The sequence below is a fragment of the Chryseobacterium sp. OV279 genome (assembly GCF_900128945.1).
Classification (GTDB): Bacteria; Bacteroidota; Bacteroidia; order Flavobacteriales; family Weeksellaceae; genus Chryseobacterium.
The window spans coordinates 440,924-455,744 of the sequence record NZ_FQUD01000003.1; the positions used below are offsets into that span (position 1 = coordinate 440,924).

The window sequence follows — 14,821 nt, forward strand, 5'->3', positions numbered from 1 at the left end:
GTGACTTGAGATTCTGATTGGACTGCATCCTATCTTGGGCTAAATCGCCACGTTGTGGCTGGCTTTTCTCAGCAGTTTTTAACCTATGATTTCTTACATCTTAAGATAAAAAAGTATAGCTTAACTATTCTTTTTCTCTTCACTGATCTTAATGTTTAAAAAAGGTCAATAGTAATCTGTTCCATTAGCTTAATCTGCATTAATTCGCTCAAACCCGTATCACGTAACTCTCTATCCCTTAATTTTCTTAAACCAAACTCAGATTATTTATTAAATCAGTGTACTTACTTTTACTCCCCAAGTTTTGAAAATGAGTCCTGAAAAGTCAATAGGTCCTTTTTCAGTTCGAGATAATACTCATTGAGGATTTTCTGAAATTCATTCACGACGGCAAATACGGTTTCAACTTCTGGTTCCTGGTATTTATCATGATTAAAGTAAATGTATGAAGCTTCTAAATATGATTTTAAGATAGATCTGCTTTCTTCTGTCAAAGATTCTTTATAATTTGAGTTTTCTATAAAATCATTCAGATTTTTTTTGAAAGAAGCTTCAGCTTTTAACAGTTTGGCTCTATGTTTACGGATTTCTTCAAAAGGCAAGGTTACGGTCATAAACTGAAGATATGCAGCAAACTCAGTCAGTGCCTCCTGAAATCTGTCAAATTCTTTGTCTATGATTCCAAACTTTTTGTATTTACCCAATAAGATAGATTGGTCATGTTGATCAGCCTTGCTGAAATAATACCGGAAGATATCTTCATCATTTTTTGTAAGCGCGGTCTTTACTTTTAACAGTTCGCTTTCAAGTTCAGGAATGAGTTTAGTGGCATCTTTGGCCTTGTAAAGATTTTCTCCGTATCTGAATGTTTTAATTTCTTTAGGATTGGCTTTCAGATAGGCAAGAGTTTGCAGATCACTTTCAATTCCGGCTTTCTCATAAATTAAAGAAACTTTTCGGTCACTGAACAGGTCTTCACTGCCCATTATGGGATCGGAATCTTTGATAATCGTTTCAATATTCTCTAAAAGTGGATTGTGAGCTTCATAATATCCGTTGAAATTAGAACTTAGGTACTGATAAGGATATTTTTCTATATAAAGCTCAGTGAACTTTTCATTATCTATCACTTCACCCACATTTTTCACCTGATGCAGGGTCAGGTATTTCCGGGTCATCACCTCACAGATGTCGTCATATCCTCTGATGATATTTTTTGCCAGTTCATGATTTTCCTGAATATTTCTGGTGGTGTTGTTTCTGATTCTTTCAATTCTTTTTACGGTATCCGGATGAGAGGCCCACTGATCCTGAATTTCTATTTTTGTTTTATTGTAACGGGTTAAATCTTCTTCGTCTACTTTTGGAAGCCCGTTAATATAGGGATGATTGTTTCTTTCACTGAAAATTTCCAGTAAGGAGGTGTGATTTTTATAAAGATTCTTAGGAAGATATTTTTGTTCACTTTGGGTATAAAAATTAAAGGAATAATGAAAAGCGGAATCACTTAGTTCTATTCTCAATAACGAAGAGATCTGCTCCTCAGGATTGGTGAGAAAAGTCGAAACGGCATCCGCATGATATTCCATCTCCCGGCTAAGGGAAGCGTGTTTTTGGAATAAAAAAGATGAAACTTTTTTCAGGATAAACTGAAATACATTGATAAAGCCCACTGAAATCGCTCCAAATAAAGTAAAAAACGTATTTCCTGAAAAACTCATGATCATGTTTTCGTATTCTTTATTGTTGTAAACCGTTTCGTACACGATTTTTTGTGCGTGGTGAACATATCCACCCACTTTCATGCTTCTTTGGGAAAAATGCCCGAATTCATGGGCGAGAATTGTTTTTAATTCGCCGGTGCTTGTAGAATTGATCAATCCCAGACCGATGGTAAGATTTTTTCTCACTGGAAAAAACATGCTCCAGAAAATCGAATTATAACTTACACTGGCATTAACATCAGGAGAAAAGAAAACCTTTTTCGGAGCTTTTACCTGAGTTTCGGTGACAATGTTATCGATAATACTAAACAATTCCGGCTGCTGCGATCGGGTAATTTCTACCAGATGTCTTGTGGTGTAGTTGTTTGTTTTGAAGATGAATTTAATCATAAAATAAAAAACAAAAATGCCAATGCTGGCAAGACCCGCGGCAGCTATAAGTGTATAGTAGCTTATTTTCAATGCAAGAATAGAATACGCTCCGTATCCTAAAAGCACAATGAGAAAGAGGGAAACGGCAATGAGAATAAGATAGACGATAAAAAATATGGAAATGGATACAATAGCAGAAGTCAGCTTAGACCTGTAAGCTGCCGACATTTTAGGAAGGTTATTCATTTTTTGTGTTTATGTACTTTTAATATTTCTCTATTAGATAATGATAAGCTTTCAGGTATTTGTTAAATCTTTTGATATCCTTGGGAGTAAGCTCTCTGTTGACTCTTCTAAGGTCCATATTGTCGCGGAGATCATTGAGTTTTACAGCGACAGCTAAAGGTGATCTTTCCGTTCTTTTAACGAATTCATCGTAATCCTCTTCGGGATCAAATTTGGTAAGGCAGCTGATGGCAAAAATAATATATTCGGGAAAACCTTCAGTTCTTAAATACTCCAGACTGAACTCTTCCGGGTGGTCTTCCACTACGTCATGAAGGACCCCGACAATCTTTTCGTCCATTGTTTTTCCGTATTCCATGACACGCATCACGTGAGCGATGTAGGGAGCATGGTATTTGTCAGTTTGTCCTTTGTGTGCTTTATCAGCTATCTTTATGGCTCTGTTGAGCATTTCATCTTTTGTCATTTCAAATAGAAAATAGAATACAAAAATAAAAAATGCCTTAAAAAATAAGACATTTTTATTGAGAATATTTTAAGGAATATTAAATAATGGTTTCATCCTCTACAGAAGCGCCTGGAGCATTGTTTTTTACGGATTCTATCCCGTTATCCATGCCGTTTTCAGATTCGTACATCTGGCTGGTTCCTATAACCTGTCCGTTTCCGGCCTTTAAATTGAAATAACAGCGGTCATCTTTTGCTGTATTTCTTTCAAATTTCGAATCGTCCTGAGAATTGGTGCGTACAGATTCTATTCCGTTTTCACAGGATGGTTTTGAGCTGTATCCCTGACTGGTTAAGATTACTTGTCCGTTTCCGGCTTTCAGATTGAATTTGAAGTCACCATCGGTTCTCTTCGAGATAATAAATTTTCCCATAGTAATTGGTTTTTGTGGTTGGATTAGTTTTTTTAATTATTTGGTAGGCTGTGCCTTTTTTGTGTCTGGTATTTGTTTTTCGGGAGCTGAACTGTTGAGTGTCCTGTATTTTGAGTCATCCCGTTTGGCTTCTTTTAAAGCCAGATACATCGATGTGTCTTTTGGAGTGGCAACAAGCATTTTATACTGCTGTTTAGGATCGGTATGAATCTTTGCCTGTGTTTCCTTAAGGCCTTTAAAATTAAGGATTTTGGCAGTATCTACCTTTGGAATAATTTGTTTTCTATCTTCTTTCTGCTGGGCGAAAGTCATTGTGCAAAACAATAATAATGAGCATGACAATAATAACTTCATTTCTATGTCTTTTTTTATCATATTGAAAAAAGTATTGATCTCTGATCAAATTTAATTACTAAAAATAGTAAAAAAATTGAAAAATAGCAAAAAAAGCTGCGCGAAGTCGAAGACTACGCGCAGCTTTTCAATACATATGAAAAAATATTGAATAGGTTCATTGATAGCTTTTTATAGTTCTGCTGCTTATTTTAAGACAAGTGATGTGATTCAATAACGAAATTTTTAGTTGTTTCGGATAAGATAAAAAATAGTTGCAGATCTGAAAAAAATCTTTATTTTTGGCCCCTATTAAAAAAAACAAAAACTATGAAATGGTACTTAAAAGCATTGAAACAGTATGCTGATTTTACAGGAAGAGCGAGAAGAACCGAGTACTGGATGTACTTATTATTTAACACAATCTTCGTAATTATAGCGACGTTATTGGATAATCTTTTGGGATTGAAATTTTATCAGGATATGCCTTATGGATTTATTTATATGGTTTACGCATTGGCTACTTTTATTCCGGGATTAGCTGTTCTGGTTAGAAGATTACATGATGTGGATAAAAGCGGATGGTGGTTTTTTATCTCTTTGATTCCAATTGTTGGAGCTATCTGGTTATTGATCCTTTTATTTACAGAAGGAACTCCGGGAACCAATCAATATGGTGTAAATCCTAAAGAGAATTTCAATGAAATAAATGAAATCGGACAAAAACAGATGTAATTTCCAAAAGAATTACAACCCATATTAATATAATAAACGCTCCAAAATCTTGGAGCGTTTACTGTTATATTCAAAATAATGTTTAGTAATTACCTTTAGCAATATACTGGGCTGCAACTTTTTCAGTTAAAGCCACCACATTAGGATGGTTGGTATATTTTGTAAATCTTCTCAGACCTGAAAGCATCATTCTCTGCTCGTCACCTTCAGCGAAAGAGATAATTCCTTCTTTAGCGGCTGCAATGACCTTTTCAACTGCTTTATAAAGGTTAAGCTGTGCCATTGCTGCCTCTACAGAATCAGGAGAGAAATGTTTCTCAGCTCTCAGTACAGCAGATTCTGCCATATAAAGCTGGTTAAGGATCTCAGATGCATTTAATAATAAGTGTTGTTGCTTTTCGATATCCATCATGAATTTTTGAAGAGCTGCTCCGGAAACCATAAGGAATACTTTCTTAAGGTTAGCGATAATCGCTTTTTCTTCACTCATGAATGCTGAATAATCAGGAACATCAAAAGATGGAATTCCCATTAATTCTTTGCTGATCGCCATTGCTGGAGAAAGCAAATCTAATTCTCCTTTCATCGCTCTCTTAATTAACATTCCTACGGCTAATAATCTGTTGATCTCATTAGTTCCTTCATAGATTCTTGCGATTCTTGAATCTCTCCATGCCGCTTCCATTGGCATATCTTCAGAGAATCCCATTCCTCCGTACACCTGGATTCCTTCGTCAGCAGTATGTTGTGTTAAATCTGAAACAAAAACTTTCAGAATAGAAGCTTCCACCGCAAATTCTTCAACACCTTTCAATTCAGCCTGCTGATGATTCATTCCACCGGCAACCAATTCATTGATTTTGTCTTCAACGTCTTTTGCTGCTCTGTAAGAACCCGCCTCGGCAACGAAAATTCCTGTTGCCATTTCTGCCAGTTTCTTTCTGATCGCTCCGAAAGTTGAAATAGAAACGCCAAACTGCTTTCTTTCGTTAGAATATTGAAGAGAGTGGTTTAAGATTCTTCTCTGTCCGTCAAGGTTGGCAGCTGCCAGTTTAATTCTTCCTACATTCAAAGCATTCAAAGCGATTTTGAAACCGTTGTTTCTTTCGCCTAAAAGGTTCTCAGCAGGAACTTTCATATCATTAAAGAAAACCTGTCTTGTAGAAGACGAACGGATTCCCAGTTTATGTTCTTCTTCACCGAAAGTAAGTCCTTCAGTTCCTTCTTTTTCTACGATGAAACCGGTAATGTTTTTATCATCGTCAATTTTAGCAAATACAATGAATATTTCTGCAAAACCTGCATTGGAGATCCACATTTTCTGTCCGTTGATCACATAATGTTTTCCGTCTTCAGAAAGCTTAGCTCTTGTTTTTCCTGAGTTGGCATCAGAACCTGCATCAGGCTCAGTAAGACAGTATGCTCCGAATTTTGTCCCTGTAGCCAGATCCGGAAGGTATTTTTTCTTTTGCTCTTCTGTACCGTACAATAGGATAGGAAGGGTTCCGATTCCCGTGTGTGCTCCATAAGCCGTAGCTAATGAACCATTTGCTCCTGAACAGTAATCACATGCCAGCATGGTATTCACGAAGCCCATTCCAAGACCGCCGTATTCCTCAGGAACAGCAACTCCTAAAAGTCCCATTTCTCCTAACTGACGCATCTTTTCTTCAGTTAAAGCATAATCTTTTTTCTCAAATCTTTCTTTTTGAGGAATTACTTCTCTGTCGATAAATTCTTTCGCAGAATCACGAAGCATTTTTTGTTCTTCACTCAGTTCTTCAAGAGTGAAAATATCATTTGCAGGAATTTCCTTGATCAGGAATTCACCTCCTTTTAATGTAGCCATATGTTTTTTTGTTTTTTGATAGATTAAAGAATAAAGAGAAAAGAATAAAGACTTACAACATTAAGTTTTTTTGAAAGCCCGAGATCATTCTCTGTAATTCTGTGATTTTATTTTCTATAATTTCATTTTTAGATGACTCAAAATAATTTCTGTTATTTGATATTATTATTTGAGTCTGCAATTCATAAAGAGAACCAAGACTTATTTCTAAAAAACGATTAAAATCTTTAGTAGAACTTCTGCTTGAGCCTTCTGCAATATTTGAAGCAACAGAAACTGCACATCTTCTAAGCTGGGATTTCAATCCGAATTCTTCGCTTTTGGGGAAACTGTCAGTAACTGTATAAATTTCATCGGCCAGTTCAATAGATAGTTTCCAAATATTGAGGTTTTTGAAATTATGCTTCATCTTGGTCTTTGCTCTTTATTCTTTGCTCTTTTAGTCTATTTAATTAAAGCAGCTCAAAGATACTTGCTGCTCCCTGTCCCGTACCTACACACATAGAAACCATTCCGTACTTGTTGCCACGTCTTCTCATTTCGTCAAGAAGCTGAACGGTTAATTTGGTTCCGGTACATCCAAGCGGGTGTCCAAGAGCGATGGCACCTCCGTTGACGTTAAGGATATCAGGATTTAATCCTAATTCCTTTTTGATCGCCACAGACTGTGATGCAAAGGCTTCATTCAATTCAATTAATTCAATATCTTTTAATTCAAGACCGGCCTGTTTTAAAGCTTTTGGAATCGCATAAATCGGTCCCATACCCATAATTCTAGGCTCAAGACCTGCAGCAGCATATGCTACCAATCTAGCTTCCGGCTCAAGACCTAATTCTTTTACCATTTCTTCGCTCATTACCATGACAAAGGCAGCTCCGTCACTCATCTGAGATGAGTTTCCGGCCGTTACACTTCCTCCGTTGGCGAATACAGGTCTCAGTTTAGCAAGACCTTCCAGAGAAGTATCTTTTCTAGGCCCTTCATCTACAGAGAAGTCAAACTTTTTAGACTGCATTTTTTGGTTGTCATCCAGGAAATTATATTCTACAGGAATCGAAACGATCTGGCTGGCAAATTTCCCTTCTGCGTTAGCTTTCAAAGCTTTCATATGCGATTCAAAGGCAAACTGATCCTGTTCTTCTCTTGTAATATTATATTGCTTGGCTACTTCTTCAGCGGTGTAACCCATTCCCCAGTAATAATCAGGGTTTGTTTTTGCGATATCCGTTTCCGGAACCGGCTTGTAACCACCCATCGGGATATAAGACATAGATTCTGTACCTCCTGCGATGATACAGTCTGCCATTCCCGCCTGGATTTTTGCAGAAGCAATAGCAATCGCCTCACTTCCTGATGCGCAATATCTGTTTACAGTAACTCCCGGAACTTTATCGGTATTCAATCCCATTAAAGAAATCAGACGGGCTACATTCAGTCCCTGTTCTGCTTCCGGCATTGCGTTTCCTACGATAAGGTCGTCAATTCTGTTTTTATCTAATTGTGGTAGCTCAGCCATTAATTTTTCAATAACTGTAGCGGCCATCACGTCGGGACGAGTAAAGCGAAGGGAGCCTTTAGGCGCTTTTCCTACTGCTGTTCTAAATCCTTTTACTATATATGCTTGTTTCATATTTTTTTATTTAATTTATTTTTTGAGAATTTGCCTCGTAGAGGTAAACTGTTCATAGCATGTTTGTTTTGATTGTAATTGACGGAGCTCCGTAGGAGCGACCTGTTAATTTTCAATCCATTCAAATAAATATTTTGAATCATATTCAATTTCAAATTTTTCCATGAAATCCAAATATTCTTCCTTAAATGTTTTCTTTTTATGATGTTCCTCCTGATTTAAAATATATTTTACCACAGGATCAACACTGCTTTTAGAATAAGAGAAGGCTCCATATCCTTCCTGCCAATTGAATTTTCCATTGATCCATCCTTTTTCATTAATGAATTTTGAAGAGCCCGCTTTAATGTCTCTTACTAAGTCTGAAATAGAAATGGCAGGACTGATACTGACAAGAATATGAACATGATCAGGCATTGCAAATACAGCAAATAATTTTTGATTTCTGTTGCTAACAATACCTGTAATAAATTTATGAAGCTCCTCTCTGTTTTCTTTTGAAATCAGGTTTTGCCGACCTTGAACTGCAAAAACAATTTGTATATAAATTTGTGTATATGTGTTTGCCATCAGATTAACAGGTCGCCTCTACGAGGCTCAACAAAATTGATCATTAATTCACAGCTATTAACAGTTCGCTCCTACGGAGCTCCCTATTAGTTTCTCAACGGTTTCCCATTCTGCAACATATACTGAATTCTCTCCAAAGTTTTTCTTTCCCCACAAAGTTGTAAGAAGGTTTCTCTTTCAAGATTCAATAAGTATTGTTCGGTAACTACGGTTGGTTCAGAAAGATTTCCACCGACCATCACGTTGGCTAGTTTGTCTGCAATTTTCTTGTCGTGTGCAGAGATGAAGTTTCCGGTAAGCATCTGGTCTGTTCCTACGTAGAACATTCCTAAGGCATCTTTTCCTAAAACTTTTACTCTTTGCTCGATAGGCTGTGTGTACCCCTGTTCGGCCAATAGTTTTGCTACTTTTTTAGCTTCAGCGATCTGTCTGTTTTTGCTTACGGATACAATGTCTTTTCCTTTTTCAAGAATTCCCATATCGTAAGCTTCATAAGCGGAAGTCGCTACTTTACCCATGGCGATATTCATGAATGCTTCACGAAGTCTGTTGTTTTTAACGTCATCGCTGTGGAATTCTCTGGAAGTTCTTAAGGTAAGTTCTTTAGTACCACCACCGCCAGGAATGACCCCAACTCCGGTTTCTACCAATCCTATGTAAGTTTCTGCTGCTGCAACCACTCTGTCTGCGTGCATGGTCATTTCGCAACCACCACCAAGCGTCATTCCGTGAGGAGCAACCACTACAGGAATAGAAGAGTAACGTACTCTCATCATGGATTTCTGGAAATAAGCGATGGCCATATTCAGATCGTCCCAGTCCTGTTCGATAGCCATCATCAGGATCATGGCAAGGTTGGCGCCTACAGAGAAATTGGTTCCCTGGTTTCCAACTACCAATCCGTCGTATTCTTTTTCTGCTAAATCGATAGCTCTGTTTAATCCGTCAAGAACTTCACCTCCAAGAGAATTCATTTTTGAGCGGATCTCAAAGTTGATGATACCGTCACCAAGATATTCAATGGCTGCCCCTGAATTGCTCCAAAGTGTTTTGTTCTTTCTGATATTGTCTAAGATGATAAAAGCATCCTGACCAGGAATTTTGTTGTATTCTCCTGAATTTTTATCCACAAAGATGCTTTGACCTTCATCATTTACTTTATAGAAAGCTTCTACATTTTTTACCCAGTCTGAAACTTCATAACCGGCATCTTTAGCTAATTCAATACCTTTTTGAACACCTACGGCATCCCAGATTTCAAACGGTCCGTTTTCCCATCCGAAACCTGCTCTCATCGCGTCGTCTATTTTGTAAACTTCGTCTGAGATTTCAGGAACTTTATGAGAAACGTAAGCGAACAGAGCGCCTAATGATTTTCTGTATAATTCGCCTGCTTTATCTTTTCCACCAATTAAAACTTTGAATCTGTCAATTGGCTTGTCTATATTTTTCGTTAATTCTAACGTTGGGAAAGAAGATTTCCCCTGAAGTTCATATTCTAATGTATCAAGGTTTAATCCGTGGATTTCAGATTTTCCTTCTGCATTTTTTACTTTTTTATAGAAACCTTGCTCAGTCTTAGAACCTAACCACTTATTATCCATCATTTTCTGGATATAACCTGGAAGGGCAAAAACGTCATTAAAGTTGTTGGCTTCAGCACCGCTCTGACGAACTCCGTTGGCTACCATAACCAAGGTATCAAGACCTACCACATCAGCCGTTCTGAATGTTGCTGATTTTGGACGTCCGATGACAGGACCGGTTAATTTATCAACTTCAGAAACAGTCAGTCCTAATTTCTGTACATTGTGAAGAAGATCCATCATGGAGAAAACCCCGATTCTGTTAGCGATAAACGCCGGAGTGTCTTTGGCTAAAACAGTAGTTTTTCCTAAGAATTTCGCTCCGTAGTTCATGTAGAAGTCAACCACTTCCGGAAGGGTTTCCGGGGTAGGGATGATCTCTAAAAGAGGAAGGTATCTTACCGGGTTGAAGAAGTGCGTTCCCGCAAAGTATTGTTTGAAATCATCGCTTCTTCCTTCAATTAGAAAATGAATAGGAATTCCCGATGTATTAGAAGAAATTAATGTTCCCGGTTTTCTGAACTGTTCAATTTTTTCATAAACAGATTTCTTAATATCAAGTCTTTCAACGACTACTTCAATGATCCAGTCTGTGTTTTTGATCTTCTGAAGATCATCATCGAAGTTTCCTACCTTGATTCTATCTGCAAATTTTGGAGAATAGAGAAGGGCAGGACTTGCTTTTTTCAGTTTTTCAAAGTTTTCAGAAGCAATTCTGTTTCTTACCACTTTGTCATCTTTGGTCAAACCTTTTTTCTGCTCAGCTTCTGTCAGTTCAAAAGGAACGATATCTAAAAGGGACACTTCCACGCCGATGTTGGCGAAATGTGCCGCAATACCGCTACCCATAATTCCTGAACCAAGAACCGTTACATGTTTGATTCTTCTTTTCATATGTAAATTTTTATTATTTGCTAAAACCATAGGTTACCATATGGATTTCCTACAATTTATTTTCTGTTATTTAATAATTCGTTTGCAATTTTCATGATTTCGGACATGACCTCCTTGAACGTTTCAATTTTCTCGGGAGCGATCTTCTCCATCACCTTTTTGTTAAAATTGACCACCACTTCTTTTGACATGTTTCTTGAGTTCAGACCTTTATCTGTAAGTTTAATGATCACTTCCCTTTTATCGGCAGTGGTCTTTTCCTTATAGATGTATCCGTTGTCTTCAAGAAGCTTGATGATTCTTGTCAGAGAGGTGGGCTCAATCGCCATTTTAGGACCTAAGTTGGTACTTCGGGTGCCTTCCTTGGGATCAATTTTAAGAAGAGTGAGGGCTTGTACAGCAGTAGAATCATGCTCTTGAGCAAGTTCTGTGTACATTTTAGAAACAGCCAGCCAGGTCTGTTTTAAAACTAAATCTACGTTTTCTATTTTTTCTTTATTATTATCCATCATTTATGTACGAATGGTGTTACCCAAATTTAGTAAATATTATGCATGCATAGTATTTATTAACGTTAAATTTTGTTAATAATCTGATAGTAAACGAGTTAAATTGTATGATTAGCATAATACTATGCATGCATAGTATGTGAAATATTTAACAGAAATGTAGTATTAATGAATGTTTTTAACGGAATCAACTATTTCTTCGAAAGATTCACATTGCTGTTTAGAGGTGTTGGTGAGAATATCCCAAAAACCGTTCCTGTATTCAAAATGTAGGGCAGAAAGGTCTTTTTCGAAATTTTTCTGTAACAAAGAATAGAGCATTTCTTTATGAACTTGCGGAGCCTGAATGGAAGGCGGAACAGAATTATCATTCACCTGAAATAAGGATACATTGGTCAGCTCATCATGTTGAAGCAGTACATCTTCTACAAGTCCCGTGAAAAGCTGATTGTCCTTTACATACCAGATTTTGTCTGCAAACTCTTTGGCGAGTCTCCAGTCGTGGGAAGAAAACAAAATGATTTTATTCTGTTCTTTAGCCAGCCTGCGGAGTGTTTTTAAGATGATAAGCTTGTTTTTCTCATCCAAGTGCGTCGTGGGCTCATCCAGTATAATAACCGGTGAATTTTGAGTAATGGCACGGCCTATAAATGCTTTCTGCAGATTCCCGTCAGATAAGTTTTTTAGAAGAGTATATTTATATTGTCTGAGATCCAGCTCATCAATAATGTCGGAGACTTCTTCTCTGTCTTCTTTCTTGAGTTCAAAATAAAAAGGATAGTAAATATATTTCCCCAATGAAATCAGGTCTTCAACGGTATAATGCTGCGGAACATTTGATTTTGAGAAAACAACGGCAATATTTTCAGCAATTTCTTTAACGGAAAGGTCTTTTATATTTTTCTGATGAATTAAAATTTCTCCGCTTAAGAGGGAAATTTGATGCAAAATAGATTTGATCAGCGTGGTTTTCCCAACCCCGTTATTTCCAATCAGAAGGCACACATCACCCAGTTTCAAATCTGCATGAGCATTTGAAATTAAGGTTTTGTCGTAGCCTATATTGGCTTGTCTGATTTCCAGGTGCATGGGTTTGGTGTTTAATCGCAAAGACGCAATTTTTACAAAAATAATGTTTTTAAGGCGCAAAGAATTCGACAGAGTCGAATTTTTATACTACTAATTATAAATGGTTGACAATTCTGGTTACTCCGTTTTTAAAAACATCTGATTGGAAATTTAATAAAAGGCCTAATTTAGAGTTTGTCATTTTTAAATAGGTCAAAAGCTGTGCTTTATGAATTGAGTTAATATATTCTACCGTTTTTATTTCTAATATTAATTTATTTTCAATTATCATATCTAATCTGAAGGCATTCTCAATTTTTAAATCTTCATAGATAATGGGAAATAATTTTTGTCTTTCGATTAATAAGCCTGTCTTTGAAAGCTCATAGAACAGGCATTCTTCGTAAACATGTTCAAATAATCCGGCGCCTAGCTTTTTGTGAATCTTTAGACCTGCATCAAAAACTACTTTTGATAATTCATTTTCTGTTATTGTGTTTGTGTTTCTGTGAATTTACAAATTTGTTGGTTTTTCGCAAAGACGCAAAGTTTGATCAAAAATGAGCATATTTTAAGGCGCAAGAAAATCAAAGATTTTCAGCTACAGAAGATGGAGAGATTGCTTCGTCGTTATACTCCTCGCAATTACCGTGTTCATCAATTTTATCGGAGATAAAATCCTTGCGCCTTAAAACACAATCCTTTCAAATTTCTTTGCGACTTTGCGATTAACCAAAAAACTAGACAATCTGTAAAATCAGCGAGCAAAAAAATAATCTCACGCAGATTCTTCAGATTACACAGATCTTATTTCCGGGTTAAAAAATTCACAATTCACCATTGACTATTCACTTTTAAACCTTATTCTGCTTCAAAAGCATCAGCAAGATCACCGGTATTCCAAATACAGAACTGATCACATTTAAAGGAATCTGTGTTTTTTCTGCTACTACTGAGAAGAGCATCATCACCAGCATTCCGAGAAACATATTCAGAATCCATTGCTGCCAAAGTTTGGATGGATTATAGATCAGTCTGCAAAAATGAGGAACAATGATCCCAATAAATAAAATAGGCCCTAAAAATGCCGTAATTGAAGCCGAAAGTAGGGAAGAAGCTGCAATGATCAGAATCTTCAGCTGATTGAGATTGACTCCCAAACTTTGTGCGTAAGACGTTCCCAATGAATTCCCAATCAATGGTTTTATGGTTTTAAAACAGAAAAACATACCGATGAAAACCAGAATAGATAATACATAGATCTGGTTTCTGGTCACCATGTTATTAGCTCCGAAAGACCATAGAATATAGTTTTTCAGACTCTGATTTTCTGCATAGAACTGTAATAAAGAAACCACCGCTCCGGCAAACGCAGAAACGAGAAATCCGAATATAATGAGATAAGATTTATCCTGAAATTTATTCGACATGGAAAGGAGAACCAGCATCAATACAAGACTTCCTGCGATGGCTGAAAGGCTGAGAAAACTGTTCTGCAAAAATTCCGGGATCAGGAAATCGTGAGAAAAGAAAATATAAAAGGCTACGGATAGACTGGCTACCGATGTGATTCCCAAAATATCCGGACCGGCCAGCGGATTTTGAAAATATTCCTGCATCAGGAAACCGGAAGTCGGAATTGAAATCCCAGCTAAAAGCATAACCAGCACACGGTTGATACGAATCTCAGCGATCTGGCTTTGGTTAGAATCCTGAAGAAAATCCTGCAGATTTAAACTTAAAAATCCTGTGTTCAGATTGATGACCGCAGTAAGAATAATAGCGGCCGTCAGCAGTAAACACAGGATCTTGAATTTTTTTGGCATTATTCAGAAAGAATCTGGATGTTTTATTTTAAGAGAGCTTCAACTTTAGAATTCAATATTTCTTCGGTCATCATGCCCAGATATTCATCAGTTTTATCACCTTTTCTCATATAGGTAAAAGGAATTGAACCACCGTCCCACTGCTTAAAATTAGTGGTAAAAAAGGTTGGGTCAAGTTTCTGGCCGTCTAAAAGAATAATACTAGAAGCAAGGTTGTTTTCCTGTGCAAATCTTTTCACAGCGCTGTTCCATTCAGACTTATCATCAAGGTTGATGAATGTGAATTTTACCGGTTTCCCTTTCAATTCCTCCATTTTGGTTTTAAAATGAGGGATTTCTCTTATACATGGTCCACACCACGTTGCAAAGAAGTTGGTAACGTATAAAGTGTCATTTTTCTGAGCTAAATATTTTCCAAGATCCTCCGGAGAAAGTTCCTTTGAAGTAGCGTCCGCTGCAGGAGCTGCATGATCTGTTACGGAAACTGAAACTGACACATCTGTATCCTCTATTTTTTGCTCTTCTTTTTTACAACTGTAAAGAGCGGTAAGAATAAGCGTGCATAAAATTATCTTCTTCATAAATTATTTTTTGACT

15 protein-coding genes are annotated in these 14,821 nt (G+C 36.9%); 1 reads left to right on the plus strand and 14 read right to left on the minus strand.

Going from position 1 to position 14,821, the window contains the following annotated elements; translation table 11 throughout:
• Nucleotides 1-290: 290 nt before the first annotated feature.
• The 4 genes from BUA72_RS14365 to BUA72_RS14380 all read right to left on the minus strand — a co-directional run bounded on the left by BUA72_RS14365 (nt 291) and on the right by BUA72_RS14380 (nt 3,577).
• Nucleotides 291-2,342, minus strand: coding sequence for a M48 family metalloprotease (locus BUA72_RS14365; RefSeq protein WP_072923534.1), 2,052 nt, complete (start codon nt 2,340-2,342; stop codon nt 291-293).
• Nucleotides 2,343-2,361: 19 nt separating this feature from the next.
• Entirely contained in the window at nt 2,362-2,808 is a 447-nt protein-coding gene (locus BUA72_RS14370) for a phosphohydrolase (protein ID WP_081987452.1), read from the minus strand.
• 79 nt (nt 2,809-2,887) lie between these two features.
• Nucleotides 2,888-3,223 (minus strand): YegP family protein, encoded by a 336-nt coding sequence (locus BUA72_RS14375; RefSeq protein WP_047453316.1) that lies wholly within the window; start codon nt 3,221-3,223, stop codon nt 2,888-2,890.
• Nucleotides 3,224-3,259: 36 nt separating this feature from the next.
• Entirely contained in the window at nt 3,260-3,577 is a 318-nt protein-coding gene (locus BUA72_RS14380) for a hypothetical protein (RefSeq protein WP_139259620.1), read from the minus strand.
• 309 nt (nt 3,578-3,886) lie between these two features.
• Here BUA72_RS14380 and BUA72_RS14385 point away from each other — a divergent pair, with 309 nt between their 5' ends.
• Nucleotides 3,887-4,291 carry a DUF805 domain-containing protein gene (locus BUA72_RS14385; RefSeq protein WP_034727786.1) on the plus strand — a complete coding sequence of 135 codons (405 nt, stop codon included), beginning with the start codon at nt 3,887-3,889 and terminating at the stop codon, nt 4,289-4,291.
• 82 nt (nt 4,292-4,373) lie between these two features.
• Here the strand turns inward: BUA72_RS14385 and BUA72_RS14390 are convergent, their stop codons facing one another.
• The 10 genes from BUA72_RS14390 to BUA72_RS14435 all read right to left on the minus strand — a co-directional run bounded on the left by BUA72_RS14390 (nt 4,374) and on the right by BUA72_RS14435 (nt 14,805).
• Nucleotides 4,374-6,140, minus strand: coding sequence for an acyl-CoA dehydrogenase family protein (locus BUA72_RS14390; protein ID WP_047453310.1), 1,767 nt, complete (start codon nt 6,138-6,140; stop codon nt 4,374-4,376).
• Nucleotides 6,141-6,192: 52 nt separating this feature from the next.
• Nucleotides 6,193-6,549, minus strand: coding sequence for a four helix bundle protein (locus BUA72_RS14395; RefSeq protein ID WP_072923538.1), 357 nt, complete (start codon nt 6,547-6,549; stop codon nt 6,193-6,195).
• 43 nt (nt 6,550-6,592) lie between these two features.
• Nucleotides 6,593-7,771, minus strand: coding sequence for a thiolase family protein (locus tag BUA72_RS14400; RefSeq protein ID WP_034727792.1), 1,179 nt, complete (start codon nt 7,769-7,771; stop codon nt 6,593-6,595).
• 105 nt (nt 7,772-7,876) lie between these two features.
• Complete coding sequence (tnpA, locus tag BUA72_RS14405) at nt 7,877-8,341, minus strand: IS200/IS605 family transposase (protein WP_072923539.1); 465 nt, start codon at nt 8,339-8,341, stop codon at nt 7,877-7,879.
• A gap of 86 nt (nt 8,342-8,427) precedes the next feature.
• Complete coding sequence (locus BUA72_RS14410) at nt 8,428-10,821, minus strand: 3-hydroxyacyl-CoA dehydrogenase/enoyl-CoA hydratase family protein (RefSeq protein ID WP_034727921.1); 2,394 nt, start codon at nt 10,819-10,821, stop codon at nt 8,428-8,430.
• Nucleotides 10,822-10,877: 56 nt separating this feature from the next.
• Nucleotides 10,878-11,330 carry a MarR family winged helix-turn-helix transcriptional regulator gene (locus BUA72_RS14415; RefSeq protein WP_034727924.1) on the minus strand — a complete coding sequence of 151 codons (453 nt, stop codon included), beginning with the start codon at nt 11,328-11,330 and terminating at the stop codon, nt 10,878-10,880.
• Nucleotides 11,331-11,495: 165 nt separating this feature from the next.
• Nucleotides 11,496-12,419: an ABC transporter ATP-binding protein gene (locus BUA72_RS14420; RefSeq protein ID WP_072923541.1), complete on the minus strand. Its 924-nt coding sequence runs from the start codon at nt 12,417-12,419 to the stop codon at nt 11,496-11,498.
• A 94-nt stretch (nt 12,420-12,513) separates the two neighbouring features.
• Complete coding sequence (locus tag BUA72_RS14425; RefSeq protein WP_317043247.1) at nt 12,514-12,912, minus strand: GxxExxY protein; 399 nt, start codon at nt 12,910-12,912, stop codon at nt 12,514-12,516.
• A 340-nt stretch (nt 12,913-13,252) separates the two neighbouring features.
• Nucleotides 13,253-14,224 carry an iron ABC transporter permease gene (locus BUA72_RS14430; RefSeq protein ID WP_072923544.1) on the minus strand — a complete coding sequence of 324 codons (972 nt, stop codon included), beginning with the start codon at nt 14,222-14,224 and terminating at the stop codon, nt 13,253-13,255.
• Between the two features lie 23 nt (nt 14,225-14,247).
• On the minus strand, nt 14,248-14,805 hold the full coding sequence (locus BUA72_RS14435; protein WP_047453301.1) for a TlpA family protein disulfide reductase: 558 nt from the start codon (nt 14,803-14,805) through the stop codon (nt 14,248-14,250).
• Nucleotides 14,806-14,821: the final 16 nt, after the last annotated feature.